Raw genomic sequence first — 23,609 nt, forward strand, 5'->3', positions numbered from 1 at the left:
TTTATTAATTCTTTAATTTTCTGTGCAGTTCATATAATGTATTTAATGCCTGCATTGGCGTCATATCAAGGATATCGAGCGCTTTGACTTTATCAATAATCTTTTTTTCCTTAGAGCTTATTGAAGGTTTCTTCACATCTTCAGAATCCTCAAAGAAAGATAATTGGGCAGCAGGCTCTGCCATTTTTTCTGCGGCAGGAATCTCTTTTTTCACAGGAGCGGGATCGTTCGATTCCAGTCCCGTTAAAATTTCATATGCCCTTACAATTAGTTCATTAGGGAGCTCTGCAAGCTGGGCAACATGGATTCCGTAACTCTTATCTGCCGCTCCTTCCTTAATTTTATGAAGGAACACAACCCGTCCATTTTGCTCGACTGCGCTGACATGGATGTTTTTCACCTTCTGCAGTTCTTCTTCAAGCACCGTCAATTCATGATAGTGCGTGGAAAATAAAGTCTTCGCACCAATCCGGTTGTGAATATACTCAATGATTGCCTGCGCCAATGCCATCCCATCATAGGTGGATGTTCCGCGCCCGATTTCATCGAACAGAATCAAACTGTTTTGAGTGGCATTCACAATAGCATTTCGCGCTTCAAGCATCTCGACCATGAATGTACTCTGGCCGGAAATAAGGTCATCGGCGGCTCCGATTCTCGTAAATACCTGGTCAAAAATCGGCAGCACGGCTTCAGAAGCAGGTACATAGCAGCCGATTTGGGCTAAAATCGCAGTCAGGGCGATTTGCCGCATATACGTACTTTTACCGGACATATTCGGCCCTGTAATCAGCAGCACTTCCCGGTCCGCATCCATATAACAGTCATTCGGCACATATTCTTGTGCGTTCAGCACTTTTTCAACGACTGGATGGCGGCCGTCTTTGATATAAACCCGTCTTTCATTTGAAAAACTTGGCTTTATATAATGCCTTTGCTCGCTGACAGCGGAGAAGCACTGAAGAACATCTAGCTCACTTACCGTTTTCGCCAGCTTTTGCAATCTCGGAATAAATTCTTTTACATGTTCGCGGACATTCGTAAATAATTCATACTCGAGCTCCACACACTTTTCCTGTGCTTCCAGTATGAGTGATTCTTTTTCCTTTAATTCAGGCGTAATAAATCGTTCGGCATTGGTCAGGGTCTGTTTGCGCTCATATTGCCCTTCTTTTAGAAGATGAAGGTTAGCGCGAGTAACTTCAATATAATAGCCAAACACACGGTTAAAACCGATTTTCAATGATTTAATGCCTGTTTTTTCACGTTCCTGCTTCTCAAGCTGGGCAATCCAGGTTTTCCCGTTGCGGCTGGCATCACGGTATTTATCCAGCTCTTCATGATAGCCGTCCTGAATGATGTTTCCATCCTTCAATGACAGCGGCGGATTTTCCATTATCGCGCTTTCCAAAGTATCCGTGACTTCTTCACACGCATCCAGGCGCTCAGCAAGCCTCACTGCTTCCTCATTCGGCAGATTTGAGACCATTTCTTTTAGAACAGGTATCTGCTGAAGAGATTTCTTAAGCTGCACAAGGTCGCGGGCATTTACATTTCCAAACGCCACTCTTCCTGCAAGGCGTTCCAGATCATAGACTTCCTTCAGTTTTTCCCGGATTTCTTCCCGTTCAAAGAAAGAGTGAATAAGCGTTTCAACCAGCGAATGGCGGCGTTTGATTTCCTGTTCATCAATAAGCGGCCTGTCAATCCATTGCTTTAAAAGCCTGCCGCCCATGGCAGTCTTCGTTTCATCCAGGAGCCATAACAGCGAGCCCTTCTTGCCTTTGCTGCGGATGGTTTCTGTCAGCTCAAGATTCTTTTTTGAAAAATAATCGATTTTCATGTATTGATTAATCTGATAAGTAGCCACCTTTTGAAGGTGATCCAGGCTCCTCTTCTGCGTACGGTACAGGTAATTAATCAGTCTGCAAGAAGTTGTCCTGAGCTTGTCCTGATTTAAATCAGCCAGAAGTCCCTCGAAAGAGTCCCGGACTCCGCAATCATCCTCGAATGAAATCGCCATGACGGAGCGTTCTTTCATTCTCCTCTGCCATTCTCCATCAAAGTCGGAAGAGATGACTACTTCCTTTGCACCTGACATAGACAGCTCGTTTAAGACCTCATCAAACCCGCTGCTTAACATCGTTACCTTCGTCTCACCTGTTGATAAATCATTGGTGGCAAATCCAAAGGTTTCATCTTCAAAGACCGAAATCGATGCAATATAGTTGTTTTCTTTTTCCTGAAGGCCTTTGCCTTCCATCATTGTTCCAGGTGTGATAAGCTGAACGACTTCCCGCTTCACAACTCCTTTTGCCTGTTTCGGATCTTCTGTTTGCTCGCAGATTGCGACTTTGTATCCTTTTTCAATCAATTGTTCAATATAAACCGGTGCTGAATGATACGGCACCCCGCACATGGGAATCCTTTCTTCCGTGCCTCCCTCGCGGCTGGTTAATGTGATTTCAAGCTCCTGTGATGCTTTAAGTGCATCATCGAAAAACATTTCGTAAAAGTCTCCAAGGCGAAAAAATAAAAAGGCATCCTGATATTCTGCCTTTACCCTTAAATATTGCTGTATCATAGGCGTGTATGCTGCTGCCATAACTTCCTCCAACGATCCATAATCTATTATTTTATAATCCTTTTTTAGAGATTTCCTCTAAAAACGTCTTTTTCATTATATCATAGATTATTGGCTGACTCAGAGGTGCAATATTTGCCTTGGCTATTCTCTTATATTGATAGGCTTATATATTATGCCGTTGATTTCAGCACGGGACACTTGCTTTCCGCGGGGAGGTTCCCGAGCCTCCTTGGCTTTGCCTGCGGGGTCTTCCACTTCCCTCTCCTCCCGCTTGAGTCAAATATCCTCCGCTGCAATCAAAGCAGTGGTTAAACTATACTTGCGTTTAATGAGCAGTAGAAAGTCTTGCCACAAAAAAAAACAGCAGCCCCCAAATGGAGAGCTGCCAGGATTTCTTAGTTATTTATGTATTTTTCAAACACATATCCGAAGTCTTTCACATTATATTTCTTGCGGCTGTTCATCAGCCAGTTGAAGGCTGTTTCATTTAGTACACGGAAATTGTCCACCACATTGGCGTCCTGATTGGACACTGAACGTCCAAGAGTGCTTGATGCCAAATTCAGGCTTTTTTCAGCATACTCCATGGACACTTCATTTTCGCGGCAGATTTCGGAAATGCGGATCAGTGCTTTATATAAATCTTTCAATTCTTCGAGATGCTTTTTATGTACGTCAATAGAGAATGCCTGAGATCCAATCACGAATTTGATTTCCACATCCAAATCGACTGTACCAGCTGTTTCCAGCATCACATTTGAAATGCTGTATTCGCGGTAGCTGTAGCGCTTTAGAGTTCGTTTTTTGCTGACAGCACTTGTACCATCCAGATGAATTAGCGCCTTATTCGTAAAGCAGTATTCATCCGATTTGGACTTAATCAGGAAGTAAATTTTCTCATTATCTTCGTGAAGGACGTAATCGTCAGCATCAACTTTGTCATAGTCAGCCGGCTGGATGACGCTTCCCACATCGCTTAATCCCAGCACATCAGAGGCAACCTTTTTAAACATAACCCCTCAACCTTTCTGCATTCATTTTACTACTTTGCTATTTTAACATATTTAGGAAAACGATGGCTTATTCAATTAAAAATTTACGCTGGAAAAGCTCCCGGCAAACCGGAAGCTTCATATTCCTGGCGTATTCATTAATACAATCGGCCATCCATCTGGATCTTCTATTGTCACTCCGCCTCTGCCCCAATATGGATTTTCCGGTTCTGTTTCCATATACCCATAAGCAGCAAGCCTTTCGGCAATGTTATCACGCTCCAGGCGGTCTCCCACATAAAAAACTAATAGATGCTCCTTTGTCGGCTGCGGAAGCTCCATTTTTTCCTTAGATTGAGTAAATTCAAGATGGTATTGGCTATCAGGCAGACCAATCATAATACCATCATAGCCTTCATGATTCCAAAACTCGCCAACTCTCTTCAGACCCAGTCCTTTTTCATAAAAGGAAATGAGTTTATCAAGCTGGTTTGTCGGACGTGCAATGCGAAATTGCACAGCCGGGATGCTCCCTTCCCATTCCTTCCTCACAATCACTTCATAAGGATATTCCTGATGCTGAAACATAACATCCCTTGGTCCTGATGCAAATACTTTAATTGGTGAAATAACGGAAGCCCTTTCTGTTGGATACCAGTTCCGCCCTTCCTTTACAAGCACAAAAACCCCTTTCCTGTCTCCGTAAAAAGCAAACGTCTCACTGGAATCCATCTGTTCATTGTACAGATACTGATCTAATTCCTGCTCCATTGCAGCTACATCATTGACTGGCAAGCCAACTTCCCCAACATCATGCCAGCGGAGACCATCCTTTTTCACACCATCCAAAGGCCGCTCGAGCATCTCCATAATATTTCCGTCCGGATCGATAAAATATGCCTGCTTTCCTTTCCAAAACATACTGTACTCGCCGCTCTCATTTGGCAGCAGCACACTTTCAGCACCTAATTTCTGATACATATGTTCAAAGTATTCAGCATTAGTCCGGAAACACACATGATAAAAGGGGATTGCTGCATCTTTCTCAAAAAGAATCTTTGTTGAACCGGCCATAATCGTAAAATAACTCTGAGTCTCCGTCAACAGTTCCATCTCCAGCACATTTGTATAAAATTCTTTCATCCTGTCTAAATCATGGCACTTCAAATTCAATTGAAATATTTTCATCCTCGCCTCTCCCCTTTACATCTTATACCTCCATTCTAAGGTAAGGCTCTGCAGATGCATTCAGACTAAAGGCGGAAGGTGCTGTCATTAATTCGCTTGAATTTGGCTGACATTATGAAAATATAAAAAGAAAAACTAGGAAGCAAAACCTCCTAGTTTGTCATTACTCTTCTTCAGTTCCCACCAAGAAATCCGGATTTAAATCCTCGAATTCTTCATCCTCCACATCAAGTCCCCAAGCGTCATCATCGCACTCGCACTTGTCTGGATGAACAGCTACACAAACTTTTGTTTCGCCGATCACCTCGACCATGAACTCTCTTTCCACAGTGACGATGATTTTGTTGCCATTTGGAGAAATGACTGCTTCACAGCAGCTCGGCTGCTGCAGAACACGGGCGATGACATCATGATCATCCAAACAGTCCGGATCACGGTACTTCAATTTAATGACATCTTTATACTCAACCCGTTCGGTAACAACTTCGGTTTTTGTATTATTGTTGAAAGAGTACCAAACGTTAATGTCATAATGGCCGCAGATTTCCACTGTTTTTCCAGCTTTTTTCGCCTCGTACGTATGGTTTATGATCCAGCAGCCAAGTATGCTTGACGGATGGTGTGACGGGCAGATCGTATGATTGGACTGTGTGAATTTACGTCCTTTCGCAACGACCGCTTTCGTTATAATCTCTCTGTAATCTCCCATTGCGAGCGAACCCTCCTCATTCATTTTCAATTCATCCTATGCGGGATATTAGACTAGTGTGCGATAATTTTTATGAATGTTAGGCAAAAGTATTGGCATGATTTATAGTATGCCGGGAGCGGGCGAATGTTCCGGTCTGAACAAATCCAGCAGGAGAATTCTCTATATAAATAAGGAAACTGCCTGCCTATGGTAAGGACTTAAAACTCACTAATAGGTATGTAATTGAAAAATGCACGTTTGTCCTACTGCATTTGCGGAGACAGCTTGGCTCTTGAATCAATATAATAAACTATCGATAAGGAGGTGAACAGGAATGGCAGACAAGGAGAACTCCAACTATAAAGTTTCAATCAATGGCAAAGAGATGACAGGGGAAGAAGCAAAACAATATGCAGAAGAAATGGTGGCCAAGTTTACGGAAACATTGGGCGGATTCTATACAAAAGGATTAGAAAAAATTCAGTCTGAAGAGTTAAAAGGAAATCTTATGGAATCTCTTAAGCCGTTGAGAAACTTAGAAGGGCTCTTCACAAAAAATTCCTCCGGGATCGGGAATATGATTCCTGCATTAAAAAATCTGCTGCCTGTTGTGGAAACATCCGAGGATTATAAACAGGTGAAACTATCTGTAAACGGTAAGAAACTTCTGGATCTGGATCTTTCAGACATGATGAAGAAAGACTCATAATCTGGAAAACAGCCACTTCAATCAATTGAAGGAGGTGAAAAAATATGCTATCAAGATGCTATGATGATTACGAAAAAGACAATGGCGTATTGCCGAGCGGCGGAGCAGTAAATGGAGCAGACAGCGGCAATGAAGCGGAAGCTTTTACTTTCGCTGCACAAGCAAACCTTCCTCAAACAAACCTAAACGGCCAATTGCCGATTTCTGGTGGAGGATTTGCTGTTAACGCTGCACTGATCAACATTCCAATTCTTTCAGCCCAATACAATATTGCAAATGGAGGAGACTCCACAGCCATTTCTGTGAACACTACAACTCAGCAGCAAAGCAACAAAGCGTAATTAAAGATAAAGCAATTCTTTCTATGCAGAGTCTAAAAATGTCCAAAAAGAAGGGAGGGAGTACCATGCTAAGTCAAAATATGCAAAAGCTGGATCTGGATCCGGAAGTCCTCAAGCAGCTGGGTATTCCAAAGGAGTTTATTGATATGGCTGCAGAAGCCGGAATACCGTCGATTAATAACCATGCTGCCGGCGGAAAGGGCGGACGGGCCATCAATCTCACATATGTGGATAATTACTCGACATTGCTTCTTGTGTATACTTTTCTCCTCAACTTTTTGGACAAAAAATCTGATGATGCAGGGACTAAAATGCTGAATCAATCCCTGCTGTCAACGTTAAATGCAGCAATCATCGAACAGCAGGAGTACAGAAAAGAATTTTTAAAGGCAGTAGAACTATTGCGAAACCAATAAAAGGCCCCCCACAACCCATGGCCAATACCAATTCCTCCCTTAAATATAGAACGTAAAAACACCCTGCACCAATTGGTGCAGGGTGTTTCACTATCTGTTTATTAATGTGTACAGCTGCTGTTGCTGATTTTTGATCCTGTTTCGCCGCTCAGGAGATTTCCGCCTGTAGAAGTAATGACTTCGTCTGTTACAGTGTTGGAAATCGTATTAGCCACAATCTGCAGCAATTCATTAACATCCACCTGGGATTGCTTGAATTCCTGAACAACCGGGATTTCATCCAGCTGCTGTTCCAATTGGGCAATTTTTTCTTCCGTTTTCTTTAATGCTTCAGCTTTACCATAGTGCTGAAGATTCACAGCCTGCTTTTGCAAGCCTTTGATTGTTGTAATGGTAGCACTAACCTTATCGTTTTCATTAATCTGTGCTTCAGCACGCTTGAAGAAATCCACTTCTTCTGTCTCTGCAATCATGCGTGCCAATTCCTTAGCACGTTCTACAATCTCATCTTTTGTGTATTTAGCCATTACTGCTTCACCTCAACCGCGTCTAGTTCTTCTACCATTTCTCCGTTTAGGGACCAAGTCTTCGCATCAGTTACTTTGACATTCACAATTTTGCCGATCGCTGTTTTCGGTCCCTTAAAGTTTACCAGCTTGTTCTTTCTTGTGTACCCTGCAAGAATTTCAGGATTGTTCTTGCTTTCCCCTTCCACAAGAACTTCGACAGTCTGGCCTTTATATTTTTTCATTGCTTCTGCCGATAATTCATTAACAACTGCATTCAGGCGCTGAAGACGTTCTTTCTTCACTTCCATTGGCACATTATCCACCATTTTGGCCGCTGGTGTGCCTTCACGAGGTGAGTAAATGAATGTATAAGCAGCTTCAAAGCCTACCTCCCGATACAGGGATATTGTTTCTTCGAATTGCTCTTCTGTCTCATTAGGATAGCCGACGATGATATCAGTTGTGAAAGTAGCCTCTGGAATAGCCGCTTTAATCTTGCGAACAAGTTCCAAGTATTGTTCCCTTGTATATTTACGGGCCATGATTTTCAGTACATCTGTTGAACCCGATTGAACTGGAAGGTGAATATGCTCTACCAGATTGCCGCCTTTGGCCAGCACTTCAATCAGATGATCATCAAAGTCGCGCGGATGACTTGTTGTAAAGCGGACTCGCGGAATGTCTATTTTGCGCATTTCATCCATTAAATCGCCAAGACCGTAATTCATATCCTCAAAGTCTTTTCCATACGCGTTTACGTTTTGCCCAAGCAGGGTAATTTCCTGGTAGCCCTGTGCCGCTAACTGGCGCACTTCCTGAATGATATCCTCAGGACGTCTGCTCCGCTCTTTTCCTCGTGTATAAGGTACGATGCAGTACGTACAGAACTTATCACAGCCATACATAATGTTGACCCATGCTTTAATATTGCCGCGGCGCACTTTTGGAAGGTTTTCAATAACATCCCCTTCCTTAGACCATACTTCTATAACCATTTCCTTCGACATATACGCTTCTTGAAGAATGTTAGGAAGACGGTGGATGTTGTGTGTTCCAAATATCATATCTACCTGGTTATATGTTTTAAGAATCTTGTTAACAACAGATTCTTCCTGTGACATACATCCGCAGACACCAATTAGAAGATCGGGATTTTCCTTTTTTAAATGTTTAAGATGGCCAAGTTCGCCAAATACTTTATTCTCCGCATTTTCACGGATGGCACATGTATTAAGCAAAATGACATTTGCATCTTCCACTGATTCTGTATGCTCATAGCCAAGACCAAGGAAAATACCAGCCATAACTTCGGTATCATGCTCATTCATCTGGCAGCCGTAAGTGCGGATATAGAATTTGCGGCCATTCCCCATTCCATGAAATTCTTCTGGAATGTTAAAGTCTTTATGATATTTCACTTCTTCTTTACCGCGTTTTTTCGCTTCCTTTAAGGAAGGTGCAGTATAAACAGTTTCAAAGTATTTGCTGTAATCCTTGACGGATTTTTTGTCCGAAGGATTTGCTGTTTGCACTTGCTGGCTTTCTAAACGCTGTTTTTCGTTCATCATGTATCCCCTTTCTCTTTCTCCTGAGCAGCATCTATCATTTAAACTCATTTTTCAGCTATTATTGGTGTGCATTTTATATATGTGCACATTATTATAGTATAAGGCTTTCTTATAGTTAAAACAATAGAAAACCGCACTCAGCCTCTTATCAGCAGCTATTACTTGTATGTACGTTCTGGTAAAGTTTTAACCCTTCACAACCACTAATACTAGACTAAAATTAACATTTTGTGTGTGATAAGTGTCACATTATATTCAATCTCCCTAAGCTTCGTCTCTGGTGGAATGCTTTCCCCATTTTGCAGATTTTTATCCCGGATTACTCTAAACTTTCCCTATTTTTCTGATTGCTACTTCAATCCTGCTTTCATATCCCCAGTTTTTACATATTATTCGCCAAATTCACAATAGCCGTATCTGCCTCAAAAAAAGAAGCCCGGGAGCCCCGAGCTTCTTTCCATTACATAAATTCAGCTGCAAGTTTATCAAAGTGAGCTTGATCTAGTTCAAGATCTGCTTGTGATAAAGGAGTTTCAGAGTAACCTGAAAGCAATTCCTGATAAGACTTCCGCTCTGTGTCCTGATAGATTAATCCAGTTACAAGGCCGCTGTGCTTCATAAGAGTCTGCATGGCCATTTCACGGCTTGAATTATCATAGCCTTCCACATCGCTAAGCTTTGTCAGATTTTCTTTAAACCAGTCATATGTGTTTACTTTATTGTATGTAACACATGGGCTGAACACATTAATTAAAGAGAAGCCATCATGCTTAATGCCAGCTTCGATTAACGCAGTCAGATCTTTAAGGTCAGTTGAGAAGCTTTGTGCCACGAAAGTCGCACCAGCAGTTAATGCCATTTCCATTGGAGAAATCGCCTGCTCAATAGAACCTTGAGGAGTGGACTTAGTTTTGAAGCCAGCCGCAGAACGCGGTGAAGTCTGTCCTTTTGTTAAACCATAGATTTGGTTATCCATGACGATATAAGTGATGTTCACATTACGGCGGATCGCATGGATCGTATGGCCCATACCGATCGCGAATCCATCTCCGTCACCACCGGATGCGATAACTGTTAAATCGCGGTTTGCCATTTTCACACCCTGGGCGATTGGAAGTGAACGCCCATGAATGCCGTGGAAACCGTAAGAATTGATATAGCCGGAAATACGTCCGGAACATCCGATGCCTGATACAACAGCTAAGTTCTCAGGCTCTAAACCAACATTTGCTGCCGCACGCTGAATCGCAGCCTGCACGGAGAAGTCTCCACAACCTGGGCACCAGTTTGGTTTTACATTATTACGAAAATCTTTAAATGTGGCCATTTAGAACAACTCCTTGCATTTTGTGTGAATTTCATGCGGCAAGAATGGATTTCCGTCGTACTTTAATAGCTTATGTACTTTCTCAGCATGTCCGACGTTCATCTTCATGATGTTCGCTAATTGTCCTGTAGCGTTGTTTTCAACTACAGCGATTTTCTTAGCTGATTTCACAAGCGGCAATAACTCATCAGTTGGGAAAGGATGAATCAGGCGAACTTGTGCATGGTTCACTTTAATACCGTCCTGTTCCAGTCTGCTCATTGACTCCTCAATTGCACCGCGTGTTGAGTTGAAGCCGACAATCAGCAAGTCTGCTTCTTCATGAGGAGCATGCTTGTGAACAGGTGTATTGAATTTAATATTTTCAATCTTGCGGAAACGCTTATCCATTTGCGCATTCCGGTTTGCAGCTGATTCTGAAGGTTTTCCAGTTTCATCATGTTCCACACCTGTCACATGGTGAATTCCGTTCTTCATACCTGGGATTACGCGAGGTGAAACTCCATCTTCTGTAACCTCAAAGCGCTTGAAGTAGCCTTTGTTTTCAATTTCAGGAAGATCTTCTGTAACAAGCTTTCCACGGCGGATTTCCACTTTGCTGAAATCAAGCGGCTCCACTGTCTGCTTTCCAAGGGAAAGCTGCAAATCTGAGAGAACAATAACCGGGCACTGATATTCTTCCGCAAGGTTGAAAGCTTCAGCCGTATCATAGAATGCTTCCTGTACCGTACTTGGAGCAAGCACGATTTTTGGAATTTCGCCATGAGTTCCGTAAATCATTGCCATTAAGTCAGATTGCTCCTGCTTTGTCGGAAGTCCTGTAGAAGGGCCGCCACGCTGCGTATCAACGATAACAAGCGGTGTTTCAGTAATCCCTGAAAGGCCTATCGCTTCCATTTTAAGGGAAAGTCCCGGACCAGCAGATGCTGTAAGTGAGCGGACACCTGCGTAGTTTGCACCTATTGCCATAGTAACTGCGGCAATTTCATCTTCTGTCTGGATGACAGATCCGCCAAGTGCCGGAAGCTTTTTAATCAGATATTCCATGATTTCGGATGCAGGTGTTATTGGGTAAGCGGCCATGAAGCGGCATCCGCCTGCCAGCGCACCAAGAGCGATTGCATCGTTTCCAATCATGAATAAACGCTTCAGCCCGTCAGCTTTTTCAAGCTCCATTAATTCCACATCATCACTAAGCTTTACTTTCATGAAATCAAAGCCAGCCTGAATGGCTTCCATGTTCTTATCGACAACCTGCTGTCCTTTTCGCCCAAAAATCTCTTGAACTACTTCTTCAAATACTTTAATATCTAAATTTAGAACCGCACATGTTGCACCAACAGCAACCATGTTTTTCATCAGGGATGTTCCAAGCTCTGTAGCAATCTCTGTAAAAGGGACTGCAAACAAAGCTGCATTCGTATCTTCTGGCTGTTTAGGATCAAACTTTGCATCTGCAATCATGATCCCTTTATCGTGTAGTTCTTTGTAGTTTAAATCGATTGTTTCCTGGTCAAAAGCTACCAGAATATCTAAATCGTCCGAAATAGAACGAATTTGTGACGTGCTGACGCGAATCTTGTTGTTCGTGTGCCCGCCCTTAATACGTGATGAAAAGTGGCGGTAACCGTACAGGTAGTAGCCTAAACGATTTAGCGCAATGGAAAAAATCTCCCCGGTACTTTCAATACCTTCCCCTTGCTGTCCTCCAACTTTCCATGAAAGTTGATTGATCATGTCTTACACCCCTTTAGATACGTTAAGAAATTATGTAAAAACGTTTATTTAATATAAGTGTAGTACTTGTCCAGTCAAACCGGTCATTCAACATGCCTTTAAGGCTATATTTTTGGAAGATGGATGGGTACTAAACGCTTTCAATTCTAGACCTATGCGTCTAAAAAAGCAACCCTTTCTGAATATTTATTGGCTAAAAGATGAATATTTTTTTATTTTTTGAAAAATACTAAAAAGATCATTCTATTTTGGATTCAATAGGTCTCTAACAACCCTTGATATACAGTTTTTTCACCATTTTCACCTTGGAAATCTGCTATAAAAACTCCGAAATAGAAAATTTTCAGCTTGTATATCAGAATAATATTTTATTAGTTCATTTATCAGGCTGTCGTATTTTCTTGCATCCTCCAAACCTGTAACTCTTCCATCGGTGCCGTCAAAATCCGAACCAAATCCAACATGATTTTCTCCTCCAAGTGAACAAACATGTTCAAGATGTCTTAGGATATCAGTAATTGTGGCTGATTGTTTTCCTGATAAAAACTCCGTCACAAATGTAATGCCCATAACACTGTCCCGGTCAATCAGGGCTTCAATCTGTTCGTTTGATAAATTGCGGGGATTTGGGCACAGCGAATAGCAGTTCGAGTGAGAGGCAAAAGGATAATCCGCCCATTCCATCACATCCCAGAACCCGCGTTCAGAGAGATGGGATACATCGCACCATGCTTTGCTGGCATTTAATTCATAAACCACTTGTTTGCCAAACGAGGAAAGCCCTGCCCCCCTCTCTTCAAGCACTCCATCAGCAGCACAGTTTGCATAATTCCAGGTCAGTCCCACTGAAGACACCCCCAGCCTGAGAAGCGTCTTTAATTTAAGCAGATCGCAGCCAACGGCATCACATCCCTCCAGTGTCAGCACTGCCCCTATTTCATCATCCTGCAGCAGGTCGATGTCCCGGCTGCTTCTAATGAGCTTTAATTGAGGGCTGGGCTTAAGCACTTTGTCGTAAAACAGATCGGCCATATATAGGGCCGCGTTGAACTTCATTTCCGGATGTACAGTTTCAGGAACATATATGGCAAAGCACTGAACTTTGAAACGGGAGGCCTGCAGACCTTCCATGTTTACCTGAAGACTTCCTGAATTTTTAAAATCAACCTCTCTGTTCAAAAACATTTTATATAGGACATCACAATGTGCATCAAATATTTTCACGCTGTCTTCCTCCCTTTTTCTGTATAGCTTCATCTTATTAAAAAAAGAACCTGTTTGCCTATGATGCAAACAGGTTTTAATATTTTTTCACGAATTTATATTTTGCTGACTTATGCATATGACAATGGATGATTTCCCATTCTGAAGCTTTTGGCTAACGCGGCTCCACAATCAGCTTAATGGCAGTCCGCTCTTCGCCGTCAATCAGAATATCCGTGAATGCAGGGATACAAATTAAATCCACTCCGCTAGGCGCTACGAATCCTCTTGCGATCGCTACTGCCTTAACAGCCTGGTTCAATGCACCCGCACCAATTGCCTGGATTTCTGCATTTCCTCTTTCGCGAAGAACTCCAGCAAGCGCACCAGCTACAGAATTAGGATTAGATTTTGCTGAAACTTTTAATATTTCCATTCCTAGCTCCTCCTCGTTTTACCCCTCCTGTATGCATTGCTCAAAGCGCTGATTCGCCTTCTGCAAAGGCCGAATGCCTTCAGAGAGGCAATTACTTTCCGTTCATGTCATACTGCTTTGATGGAATTTAGCACCAGGTCTATATATCATTCCATTGCTACTATATTCAGCTTGGAATTCACATATTCCGGCTTGGACAAAAAAAGCAGGGTTTCAGGCTGATTTTCATGAAAAAAACTAAAAACTGCATTCGGACATCCGAATGCAGTTTTTTATCTGTTTATGTGTAAAAAGGGTGGTCATCGTTAATTAAGATCCGGTCAATTTTTTTTGCGAGCCCCGTTTTTGGGTTCAGCTCAATGAATGCTGCACTTAATTGGGTCCTGCCTTCTTTCGGAACCTCAAATCGAACCGGTAATCCAGTCAAAAACCTTTTGATCACAGCTTCTTTTTCAACACCAAGGATACCGTCATAAGGGCCTGTCATTCCTACATCAGACATAAAAGCTGTCCCGCCAGGCAAAACACGGTTATCGGCTGTCTGCACGTGCGTATGCGTACCTACTACTGCTGATACTTTTCCATCCAAATACCAGCCCATTGCCTGTTTTTCACTTGTTGCTTCCGCATGAAAATCAACAAAAATGAACGGAGTCCTTTCACGGGCTTCCTTTATCAGTTCATCCGCCTTTTGGAAAGGACAATCACTTGTATTCATAAAAGTCCTGCCCTGAAGGCTGATAACCGCTACTTCCTCTGTATTGAATTTTAAAAACACCATGCCTTTGCCAGGATTATTTGAAGGAAAATTGGCCGGACGGACCATGTATTTAGCGCGGTCAATGAATTCAAAAATCTCCCGGTTATCCCATGTATGATTACCGAGCGTTACCGCCTGAGCACCGGCCTCCAGAAATCCCCGGTATATCTTTTCTGTTATTCCCTTTCCCCCTGCTGCATTTTCCCCATTAATAATCGTGATATGCGGGCGGTATTTTTCTTTTAGCTTCGGTACATATTCAGTGATCATATCACGCCCCTGGGATCCCACTACATCTCCGACAAACAATATATTCATGTCATATCCCTTTCTGTTTTTAAAGATATATGTATGCTTTTCCAGTCTTTTTTATTAGTTTAACACAGTTTCCTGCATCAATATAAAGCACACCCCGAAAAAGAAATAAAGCGATGCATGTGCATCGCTTTATTTTGCATATTCAACGGCCCTCGTTTCACGGATAACCGTGACCTTGATGTGGCCCGGGTAATCAAGTTCCTCTTCAATCTTCTTACGGATATCCCTTGCCAAACGATGAGATTCAAGGTCATCAATTTGTTCAGGCTTAACCATAATGCGAATTTCCCGTCCTGCCTGAATGGCAAATGATTTTTCAACGCCATCATAGGATTCTGAAATCTCTTCAAGCTTTTCCAGACGTCGAATATAATTTTCAAGAGTCTCTCTTCTTGCTCCAGGTCTTGCTGCTGATAAAGCATCAGCTGCAGCGACAAGCACGGCAATGATCGAAGTAGGCTCTGTGTCACCATGGTGGGAAGCAATACTGTTGATGACAACAGGATGCTCCTTATACTTAGTGGCAAGTTCCACACCGATTTCAACATGGCTTCCTTCCACCTCATGGTCGATTGCTTTTCCAATATCATGAAGCAATCCAGCACGGCGTGCCAATGTTTCGTCCTGTCCTAATTCGGCCGCCAGCAAACCTGAAAGCTGAGCCACTTCCATTGAATGCTTTAACACATTCTGACCGTAGCTTGTACGGAATTTTAAACGGCCAAGAATTTTGATTAAATCTGGATGCAGACCGTGAACACCAACTTCGAAAGTAGTTTGTTCACCAATTTCGCGGATGTGTTCATCCACTTCACGGCGGGCCTTATCAACCATCTCCTCAATCCGAGCTGGATGGATGCGTCCGTCCTGAACCAGTTTGTCTAAAGCTAAGCGTGCAGTCTCACGGCGAATCGGATCAAAACCGGATAAAATAACCGCTTCCGGCGTATCATCGATTATGAGATCAATTCCAGTCAGAGTTTCAAGAGTACGGATATTACGGCCTTCACGGCCAATAATGCGCCCTTTCATCTCATCATTTGGCAGGTTGACAACTGATACTGTAGTTTCTGCTACATGATCAGCTGCACATCTTTGGATAGCCAGTGACAAGATTTCCTTCGCTTTCTTATCTGCGTCCTCTTTCGCTCTAGTCTCGCTCTCTTTTACCATAATAGCGACATCGTGAGCCACTTCCTGCTCCGTGCGCTCTAAAATGATGGACTTTGCCTCTTCACGAGTCAAGCCTGAGATGCGTTCCAGCTCAGCTTGCTGCTCTTTAATCATCTCGTCCACTTTGCTTTCCATCTCTTCAATATGCTGTTGTCTTTTGCTAAGAGAATCGTCCCTCTTTTCTAAAAGCGCTTCACGTTTATCTAACGTTTCATCTTTGCGATCAAGGTTCTCTTCTTTTTGCATTAAGCGATTTTCTTGTTTTTGCAGTTCATTTCTTCGATCACGAATTTCACTTTCCGCATCTGTGCGAAGCTTGTGAATTTCATCTTTCGCTTCAAGCAGGGCTTCTTTCTTCGTAGCCTCAGCTTCTCGCTTTGCGTCTTCCAAAATCTGCTCAGCAGCATCTTTAGCTCCTGCAATTTTTGCTTCGGCAATAGATTTGCGAACAAAATAGCCAACAATAGCACCGACGATTAGGCCAAGCAAAATGGAGATGATTGCTGTTACTAGATCCATCATTTCACCTCCTCTTGCTATGAACTTGTTTGTGTTACGTTTTTTAAAGTGTCGGCATGTACATTGTCCAATTCAACATACAGCACTAAGGCTTTTAAACGTTTCAATCTCAATAAAGCACTGGGCATCCATTTGAGGGCTGGCATAATATTAACGTATGAATAGCCAATGGAGCCTGGAGAAAGACAAAGTCTAACTCAGTAAGAATTTCTTTACATATAAAATGTAAAATATACATTTTTAATTGTAAAGCTGTGGAATTTCATTGTCAAGGGTTTGTCCTATAGGCTTTTCTTAATATTTCGATTGGTTTGAACACTTTTGATCATTTAGTCAATTCATTTTTTTATGTCTTAAGATTACAACTGGTTACAATTAAGATTTTGTTTAGCGTCCGTTGAATATGGGTGTTGATTTCTGATGCAGTCACTCAGCGGCCGAGGGCGGTCCGGGAGCCTCCTCAGCGCATTCGCGCCAACGGGGTCTCCCGTTTACCGCACTCCCGCAGGACATTGAGTAAGCTCCTCTGTTAAACACCGCACGAAGAAAATGCGTTAGCATTTTCGAGGATCTCGCGCCTTCCACTACAATCAGCATGTACTAATTAAGTAATTTTAGTTATCAAAACCCTTAAACCGATATTTCAAAGGATATTTTCAATACTACTGATGAACTGTCGTACCATGAGCTCAAATCCACATGTAACCTTCCCGTTTACATAATTTCATACCTATAAGAAAAGCAAAGCCGCCCGGGCTTTGCTTTTGCTTTGTATTAATCGATCAGCTCGAATTCTTCCTGCTCTTCGTCTCCGCTGATTACTTTATCTCCATCAAGTCCATAGTGTTCACGGATTTGTTTTTGGATAGTGAGGCGGATTTCAGGGTTTTCTTTTAGGAATACTTTGGCGTTTTCACGGCCTTGGCCAAGGCGCTCTTCATTGTATGAGTACCATGAGCCGCTCTTTTGGACAATATCCAGTTCAGAGCCAAGATCGATGATTTCGCCTTCCTTAGAGATTCCTTCACCGTACATGATATCTACTTCCGCCACTCTGAACGGAGGAGCGACTTTGTTTTTGACAACTTTGATCTTTGTCTTATTACCAACCATTTCATTGCCCTGCTTAAGAGTTTCTGCACGGCGCACTTCAAGACGGACAGAAGAGTAGAATTTCAAAGCGCGTCCGCCAGGAGTGGTTTCAGGGTTTCCGAACATAACTCCGACTTTTTCACGGATCTGGTTAATGAAAATCGCAATGGTTTTAGATTTGTTGATTGCGCCTGATAGTTTACGAAGTGCCTGGGACATAAGGCGGGCCTGCAAACCAACATGGGAATCACCCATTTCCCCTTCAATTTCAGCCTTTGGCACAAGGGCTGCAACAGAGTCAATTACCAGAATATCAACAGCTCCGCTTCGAACAAGTGCTTCTGCAATTTCAAGCGCCTGCTCTCCTGTATCCGGCTGGGAAAGTAAAAGCTCATCAATATTCACACCAAGATTTTGTGCATAAACAGGGTCTAGAGCATGTTCAGCATCGATAAAAGCAGCTTGTCCGCCGCTTGCCTGAACCTCTGCAATTGCATGCAGGGCTACAGTTGTTTTACCTGAGCTCTCAGGTCCATAAATTTCAATAATGCGTCCTCTTGGATAGCCCCCTACCCCAAGAGCTGCATCAAGGGCAAGGGATCCGCTTGGTGCAGTGGAAATTTTCCGGTCAGTCTGTTCACCAAGCTTCATAATAGAACCTTTACCAAATTGCTTTTCTATTTGTTTTAACGCCATTTCAAGAGCTGCTTGACGATCACTCACTAATAGTTCCTCCTTTTATATAGACGAATCTATCTTTTGATTAGATTCGTTTTGTCTCATCTCAAAACCTAACTCTACTATAAACCTTTTCAATGCATTTGTCGAGCAAAAAGTCGAACATCCATTCGATTTTTTTCACCAGGACATTTTGCCCGAAAATATCAATTCATGCTGTGGAAAATGTAATTTTCAGATGTGAATCAATAGAAGAAATGGCATTTCGATAAGAATTCTGTCTATTTTTCAGGCTATTAAAAAATCAGAACGCTTTTCAGGCGCTCTGACATTCTTTTAATGCTTTTATAAGAAAATGGCAGCCATATTTTACCGTACGGACACGGTTTGCCGCCCTGGTTCCCCCAAGGTTCAGCTTTTCAGTCTGGACAGGCTTACCTTTTATCCAGATGCCTATATATACGGTTCCCACCGGGTTGCCTTCCAGTTCGTCAGGACCAGCAACACCTGTGAAGCTGATTCCGATATCTGAGTTAGTCAGACTGGCGACATTCTCAGCAAGCTCTGCTGCACACTGAGCACTGACGACCCCCTCGTTATCAATCGTTTCTTTGCGAACTTTTAAAACCTCAGCCTTAACTTCGTTTGTATAGCAAACCACTCCGCCTTTTAGAAGTCCGCCTGCTCCCGGAATGGATGTAAACTCCTGCTGAAACATGCCGCCTGTTAAACTCTCAGCAGCGGAAATAGTCATATTGTTTTCCTTGATCAGCTTGGTGAGCTCATGCATCAAGGAAGTGTCATCGTAGCCATAGAAGAATTCGCCGACACGGCCGAGGATTTTAGCTTCAGTTTCATCCATCAGCATCATTGCCGTGTTAGGCTGGCTATGCTTTGCCGTAAGCCTTAGCGTGACTTCTCCGTCAGAGGCAAGCGGAGCAATTGTTGGATTACTCTGCGCATCGATAATATCTTCAATCTCAGTTTCAAGCATGGCTTCTCCAATCCCGAAAAAGTGCAATACCCGGGAAACAATCACATCATCTGTGCCCAGCTTGGATTGCAGGGCCGGAAAAGCATGTTTCAGGAACATAGGCTCCATTTCATTTGGAGGTCCCGGAAGTAGCATAAAAACATGCCCGCCATTATCGGAAATCATTCCAGGAGCCATTCCATGCTCGTTAGGAAGTACTTGTGCATCCTCAAGTACAAGTGCCTGTTTTTTATTATTCTCAGTCATCTCTCTGTTGGTCCGTTTAAAATACATCTGTATGGATTCAAGCGCCTGCTCATCCATGACAAGCTCTTTGCCTAGATGGCGGGCAATCGTTTCTTTCGTCAAATCATCCTTTGTCGGCCCCAGCCCGCCAGTGAAAACGATCAGATCTGATCGATCTTCCGCAATTTTGATCACAGACTTCAGGCGCTCAGGGTTATCGCCAACCACTGAATGGTAAAAAACATTAATGCCCAGTTCAGCAAGCTGCCGGGAAAGAAAGCGGGCATTTGTATTAACGATTTGTCCAAGTAAAAGCTCAGACCCGACAGCTATAATTTCTGCATTCATTCAAAAGCCCCTTTCTGGCTAAAAAAATTATTTTGAGTTAATGAAGGCCTGCTTGTTTTTTGCAAAATAGTCCCAGCCGGACCAGATGGTAAAGAACATCGCAACCCAAAGGGCAATCAGATCAAACGGAATTGAAACCATTTCAAAAATAATATTATGTAAAAGCAGTGAAGAAATGGCCACAATTTGAGCCCATGTTTTGATTTTGCCTAGCTGATTCGCTGCGACTACTTCTCCTTCCCCCGCCAGAACAAGCCTTAAACCTGTTACGGCAAATTCACGGCTAATGATAATAATCACAATCCAGGATGGAGCCAGCTCAAGATCAACAAGGACAATCAATGCTGCAGAGACAAGGAGCTTGTCTGCAAGCGGATCAAGAAACTTACCTAAATTTGTAACCAGATTGTATTTGCGGGCAAAATAGCCATCAACCCAATCGGTAACTGAAGCAATGATAAAGATAAGAGCTCCAATCAGGTGGGTTACCGGCATTTCCGCTCCAAGGAATTCTATATTTCCCCACGAAAAAGGAACAAGCATTACGAGCAGAAATACGGGTATCATCATGATACGTGACACTGTAATTTTATTTGGCAGATTCATGTTTTACCTCCAAGTATAGTAAATGAAGCTTCTTGCAGAAAAAGGTGTCAGACATTCGCTGCAAACCTTTTAATGATAATTTTTACATAAAAAGCGAAAATAGTCATCTAAAGAAGATGACTATTCGGTCTTCGGCGCGTACTTAATGGTTATATCCTGCTTGACGGATTGTGAAGGCGGCACCTTATACTCAATTTTTTCGCCGTTTACATAGATTTCAGTTTGAGTCGAATTTCCGACTACAATAGAAGCTTCCGTTTCCTTTGAAAAGTCTACCTTCTGGCTTTTCGTGCCATCAGCTGTCAGCATTCCCTGGTAGAAGGAATTTCCTTTGCCGTTTTTGATATTCACCCAAGTTTCTCCTGTAGACACAACTTCCAGTTCAAACTTGTCCGCATTTTTCAATTCATAAACCGTTCCATTTCCGCTGGATTGCACCACAGCAACCTCCTGCTTTGGCGCTTCCTCGGCTTCTTGATCCTCGGCAGTTTCCTCAGCAGAGTCTTTGTCAGCAGATTCTTCTTTCTCTCCTGCTGATTCATCTTTATCATTTTCATCTTTTTTACTATCTGAAAGGTTTTCAGACTCTTCTATGACCGTCTGCCCATCTGTCCGATCAGATGGCTGCTCTTCATTATCCGCCTGATCTTTGGCACCCAGGAAATTATAAAGGACTGCGATGAGACCAATTATAAAGACACCAATAAGTACCTTTGGGAGAATATCGAATACCTTTGAAGTCCTGCCAGAAAGATCTTTTCTGGATTGAACACGGGATAGCTTTTCCGGAATATCATCATTCATCTGTGCCGGAATGTCATTTTTATACTGCTCGAAAATTTCTTCAGGCTCAATTCCCACCGCTTCAGCATACTGCTTTATAAATGCCCTGACATAAAACTTCCCGGGCATCATGCTATAATCGCCCTCTTCAATACCCATCAAATAGCGCTTTTGTATTTTTGTGACCTTTTGCAGATCGTCAAGGCTCATATCCTTAGCCAGCCGCGCTTCTTTTAAACGATTTCCTAGTTCTGTCAATTTACAACACCTTCCAACTTACTAAAAATCAAAGCCTCCAAAATCAGATTCAGAGAACATACTGTTTTTCTCTACTACATCATAAGTAATCTCTTCCTCAGGATCGTGTCGGAGCTCAATAATATAATCGAAATCATTAAGGGAGTATTCAGTGTTTTGCACAAAGATATCCGGATGCTCTACTACTTTTACTGCAGGAAGGCGCATAATTTCCCGCACAAGCTGCCAGTGACGTTCATTTGCACGTCGGGTTGAGACAATTCCGTCTATTATGAACAAATTGTTTTCATTATATTCATCCTCGATCAGCTGGTTGCGTATCGTCTGCTTTAGCAGAGTGGATGAAACAAATAGCCATCGTTTGTTGGCACAAACACTTGAGGCCACAATGGATTCAGTTTTTCCAACCCTTGGCATTCCCCTGATCCCTATAAGCTTGTGCCCTTCCTGTTTAAATAATTCCGCCATGAAGTCGACTAATAAACCAAGCTCGTCCCTGACGAACCTGAACGTTTTCTTGTCGTCGGCATCCCTTTGAATGTATCTTCCATGGCGCACAGCAAGACGGTCTCTAAGTTTAGGCTCCCGGAGCTTAATCACTTTAATTGTATCCATAGTATTTAAAATCGATTTTAAGCGTTCAATCTGTTCGTGGTCTTTAGCCAGAATCAGCAATCCTCTTCGGCCTTCATCCACACCATTGATGGTAACGATATTTATGGAAAGCATACCCAGCAGGGAAGAAATGTCACCAAGCAAGCCGGGACGATTCTTTTGGATTTCATATTCCAAATACCATTCTGTTTTCTCCACCGGAAAACCTCCTCCTGCATGATGCGCGGCTCATTGCGCATTTTATATGTATATGTATATCTTTTATTAATGTAAATTTTTATTAAACCTACCCTGAATTTTCATCTAGATTCTATAATATATGATTTTTTACCAATATGAAAGGAAAAACCCGTCTGGCTGTGGAGGAAATTCTTTTTGGGGAAAACGAAAAGAGAGGATTTCCTCTCTTTTCGCTGATTTACATTAAATTCTTATTGAGAGCCGTCGTTTTGAACAAGCTTTACCATCATATTTGCAATGGCATGCTGCTCATCCGGGCTTGCTACAGACCAAAGATCAGCCAGGATTTTTTCCTGGTCATTCTTCGGCTCCACTTGCTTGGCTAAATAATCGCCGATTTGGTAAGCAAGGTCATTTACAGTTTCCTTATTCATCCCCTGGTTCTGTCCCTGATGAAGACGATCTCCAAGGAAGTCTTTCCACTGCTGCCAGTTATCTAGTACAGACATAATTATTGCCTCCTTTAAATGTTGTACAATTATATTGTGCTTAGGGGCTGAATAAAATATGCATGCACTAATACACATGAACAAAAAATATGTGAAACTTCAATGAACGATAGGAGTTACGTATACCAGCCGCCATTTACAGCCAAGACCTGTCCGGTAATATACGAGGCCCTTTCTGAAAGAAGGAAGGAAACGGAGTTGGCAATGTCAGCAGGCAAGGCAAGCCTGCCCATAGGAATATCGCTTTTTACGGCATCCAGCTCCTCTTCAGTAAAATCATTCAGCATAGCTGTCTCGACTGCACCTGGGGCAACCGCATTAACCCTCACTCCGCTTAGGGCAACTTCCTTGCTTAAAGCTTTTGCAAAAGCAATTTGGGCGCCCTTAGCTGCCGAGTAAGCAACTTCACAAGCAGCACCCGTCTGGCCCCATATAGAGGAAATAACGATGACATTCCCGCTGCCCTTTGAAATAAGTTTTGGCAGAAGCTCTTTGGTCAGCAGAAGAGGTGAGGTCACATGAAGGTTCATCAGCGCCTCAGTTTCCGCTTCCGGCAATTCCGTCAGAAGTCCGTATTGTGCTGACCCGCTATTATGGATAATGGCATCAAGCGAAAAGATATTTGGTATAATTTTTTTATAGCCGCCTTGTACAGACAGGTCTGCCTGGATTGGAATATATTCTCCATCAAAGGCCTGCAGGCGGTCCAGCAGACTGTTTATACTTCGCTTATTTTGATTGTAATGCAAATAGAGCGAATAGCCTTCCTCCGCCAGTTTAATGCTGATTTCCTGGCCGATTCCTCCGCTGGCTCCAGTTATTAACGCAAATTTCCTCATTTCATACA

Annotated in this window: 22 protein-coding genes and 1 pseudogene; 3 read left to right on the forward strand and 20 right to left on the reverse strand. The window is 42.7% G+C overall.

Translation table 11 applies throughout. The annotated features are described in order from the left end of the window. Nucleotides 1-4: 4 nt before the first annotated feature. From mutS to MKY20_RS20680, 5 genes and pseudogenes are all read right to left on the reverse strand, one after another. Nucleotides 5-2,605: a DNA mismatch repair protein MutS gene (gene mutS, locus MKY20_RS20660; RefSeq protein WP_341002876.1), complete on the reverse strand. Its 2,601-nt coding sequence runs from the start codon at nucleotides 2,603-2,605 to the stop codon at nucleotides 5-7. Between the two features lie 377 nt (nucleotides 2,606-2,982). Further along, nucleotides 2,983-3,600, reverse strand: coding sequence for a PH domain-containing protein (locus MKY20_RS20665; RefSeq protein ID WP_341002878.1), 618 nt, complete (start codon nucleotides 3,598-3,600; stop codon nucleotides 2,983-2,985). Between the two features lie 117 nt (nucleotides 3,601-3,717). Continuing rightward, on the reverse strand, nucleotides 3,718-4,167 hold the full coding sequence (locus tag MKY20_RS20670) for a VOC family protein (protein ID WP_372675451.1): 450 nt from the start codon (nucleotides 4,165-4,167) through the stop codon (nucleotides 3,718-3,720). A 288-nt stretch (nucleotides 4,168-4,455) separates the two neighbouring features. Next, nucleotides 4,456-4,767 (reverse strand): annotated as a pseudogene (locus tag MKY20_RS20675) (VOC family protein); the annotation flags it as partial. A 163-nt stretch (nucleotides 4,768-4,930) separates the two neighbouring features. Next, nucleotides 4,931-5,476, reverse strand: a complete 546-nt coding sequence (locus MKY20_RS20680) for an outer spore coat protein CotE (RefSeq protein WP_019381802.1) — start codon at nucleotides 5,474-5,476, stop codon at nucleotides 4,931-4,933. Between the two features lie 316 nt (nucleotides 5,477-5,792). Here MKY20_RS20680 and MKY20_RS20685 point away from each other — a divergent pair, with 316 nt between their 5' ends. The 3 genes from MKY20_RS20685 to MKY20_RS20695 all read left to right on the forward strand — a co-directional run bounded on the left by MKY20_RS20685 (nucleotide 5,793) and on the right by MKY20_RS20695 (nucleotide 6,924). Next, entirely contained in the window at nucleotides 5,793-6,167 is a 375-nt protein-coding gene (locus tag MKY20_RS20685; RefSeq protein WP_009330658.1) for a hypothetical protein, read from the forward strand. A 44-nt stretch (nucleotides 6,168-6,211) separates the two neighbouring features. Next, nucleotides 6,212-6,508 (forward strand): hypothetical protein, encoded by a 297-nt coding sequence (locus tag MKY20_RS20690; RefSeq protein ID WP_009330659.1) that lies wholly within the window; start codon nucleotides 6,212-6,214, stop codon nucleotides 6,506-6,508. 65 nt (nucleotides 6,509-6,573) lie between these two features. After that, nucleotides 6,574-6,924, forward strand: a complete 351-nt coding sequence (locus tag MKY20_RS20695; RefSeq protein ID WP_009330660.1) for a hypothetical protein — start codon at nucleotides 6,574-6,576, stop codon at nucleotides 6,922-6,924. 101 nt (nucleotides 6,925-7,025) lie between these two features. Here the strand turns inward: MKY20_RS20695 and MKY20_RS20700 are convergent, their stop codons facing one another. From MKY20_RS20700 to ymfI, 15 genes are all read right to left on the reverse strand, one after another. Next, nucleotides 7,026-7,451 (reverse strand): RicAFT regulatory complex protein RicA family protein, encoded by a 426-nt coding sequence (locus MKY20_RS20700; protein ID WP_009330661.1) that lies wholly within the window; start codon nucleotides 7,449-7,451, stop codon nucleotides 7,026-7,028. Continuing rightward, the gene (gene miaB / locus MKY20_RS20705; RefSeq protein WP_180321087.1) at nucleotides 7,451-9,001 is read right to left on the reverse strand and encodes a tRNA (N6-isopentenyl adenosine(37)-C2)-methylthiotransferase MiaB; all 1,551 of its coding nucleotides are present in this window, start codon (nucleotides 8,999-9,001) and stop codon (nucleotides 7,451-7,453) included. The genes MKY20_RS20700 and miaB overlap by 1 nt, the downstream gene beginning before the upstream one ends. A gap of 460 nt (nucleotides 9,002-9,461) precedes the next feature. Further along, a complete protein-coding gene (locus tag MKY20_RS20710) occupies nucleotides 9,462-10,328 on the reverse strand; it encodes a 2-oxoacid:ferredoxin oxidoreductase subunit beta (RefSeq protein ID WP_009330663.1) in 867 nt (288 codons plus the stop codon). Then, on the reverse strand, nucleotides 10,329-12,065 hold the full coding sequence (locus tag MKY20_RS20715) for a 2-oxoacid:acceptor oxidoreductase subunit alpha (RefSeq protein WP_341002886.1): 1,737 nt from the start codon (nucleotides 12,063-12,065) through the stop codon (nucleotides 10,329-10,331). Between the two features lie 300 nt (nucleotides 12,066-12,365). Next, nucleotides 12,366-13,322 carry a dipeptidase gene (locus MKY20_RS20720; RefSeq protein ID WP_445293100.1) on the reverse strand — a complete coding sequence of 319 codons (957 nt, stop codon included), beginning with the start codon at nucleotides 13,320-13,322 and terminating at the stop codon, nucleotides 12,366-12,368. 121 nt (nucleotides 13,323-13,443) lie between these two features. After that, the gene (gene spoVS / locus MKY20_RS20725; protein WP_009330666.1) at nucleotides 13,444-13,704 is read right to left on the reverse strand and encodes a stage V sporulation protein SpoVS; all 261 of its coding nucleotides are present in this window, start codon (nucleotides 13,702-13,704) and stop codon (nucleotides 13,444-13,446) included. Nucleotides 13,705-13,984: 280 nt separating this feature from the next. Beyond that, complete coding sequence (locus MKY20_RS20730; protein WP_009330667.1) at nucleotides 13,985-14,782, reverse strand: TIGR00282 family metallophosphoesterase; 798 nt, start codon at nucleotides 14,780-14,782, stop codon at nucleotides 13,985-13,987. A gap of 129 nt (nucleotides 14,783-14,911) precedes the next feature. Further along, nucleotides 14,912-16,474: a ribonuclease Y gene (rny, locus tag MKY20_RS20735; RefSeq protein ID WP_019381799.1), complete on the reverse strand. Its 1,563-nt coding sequence runs from the start codon at nucleotides 16,472-16,474 to the stop codon at nucleotides 14,912-14,914. A gap of 774 nt (nucleotides 16,475-17,248) precedes the next feature. Beyond that, entirely contained in the window at nucleotides 17,249-18,289 is a 1,041-nt protein-coding gene (gene recA / locus MKY20_RS20740) for a recombinase RecA (RefSeq protein ID WP_009330669.1), read from the reverse strand. A 271-nt stretch (nucleotides 18,290-18,560) separates the two neighbouring features. Then, complete coding sequence (locus MKY20_RS20745; protein ID WP_009330670.1) at nucleotides 18,561-19,811, reverse strand: competence/damage-inducible protein A; 1,251 nt, start codon at nucleotides 19,809-19,811, stop codon at nucleotides 18,561-18,563. Nucleotides 19,812-19,838: 27 nt separating this feature from the next. After that, on the reverse strand, nucleotides 19,839-20,417 hold the full coding sequence (gene pgsA / locus MKY20_RS20750; RefSeq protein WP_009330671.1) for a CDP-diacylglycerol--glycerol-3-phosphate 3-phosphatidyltransferase: 579 nt from the start codon (nucleotides 20,415-20,417) through the stop codon (nucleotides 19,839-19,841). 120 nt (nucleotides 20,418-20,537) lie between these two features. Next, nucleotides 20,538-21,458, reverse strand: coding sequence for a helix-turn-helix domain-containing protein (locus tag MKY20_RS20755; protein ID WP_019381798.1), 921 nt, complete (start codon nucleotides 21,456-21,458; stop codon nucleotides 20,538-20,540). A gap of 21 nt (nucleotides 21,459-21,479) precedes the next feature. Beyond that, entirely contained in the window at nucleotides 21,480-22,271 is a 792-nt protein-coding gene (locus MKY20_RS20760) for a YmfK family protein (protein WP_009330674.1), read from the reverse strand. Nucleotides 22,272-22,504: 233 nt separating this feature from the next. After that, the gene (locus MKY20_RS20765) at nucleotides 22,505-22,762 is read right to left on the reverse strand and encodes a DUF3243 domain-containing protein (protein ID WP_009330675.1); all 258 of its coding nucleotides are present in this window, start codon (nucleotides 22,760-22,762) and stop codon (nucleotides 22,505-22,507) included. Between the two features lie 116 nt (nucleotides 22,763-22,878). Next, the gene (gene ymfI / locus MKY20_RS20770; protein WP_019381797.1) at nucleotides 22,879-23,601 is read right to left on the reverse strand and encodes an elongation factor P 5-aminopentanone reductase; all 723 of its coding nucleotides are present in this window, start codon (nucleotides 23,599-23,601) and stop codon (nucleotides 22,879-22,881) included. Between the last annotated feature and the right edge of the window lie 8 nt (nucleotides 23,602-23,609).

The sequence above is a fragment of the Cytobacillus sp. FSL W8-0315 genome (genome assembly GCF_038002905.1).
Taxonomy (GTDB): domain Bacteria; phylum Bacillota; class Bacilli; order Bacillales; family Cytobacillaceae; genus Cytobacillus; species Cytobacillus pseudoceanisediminis.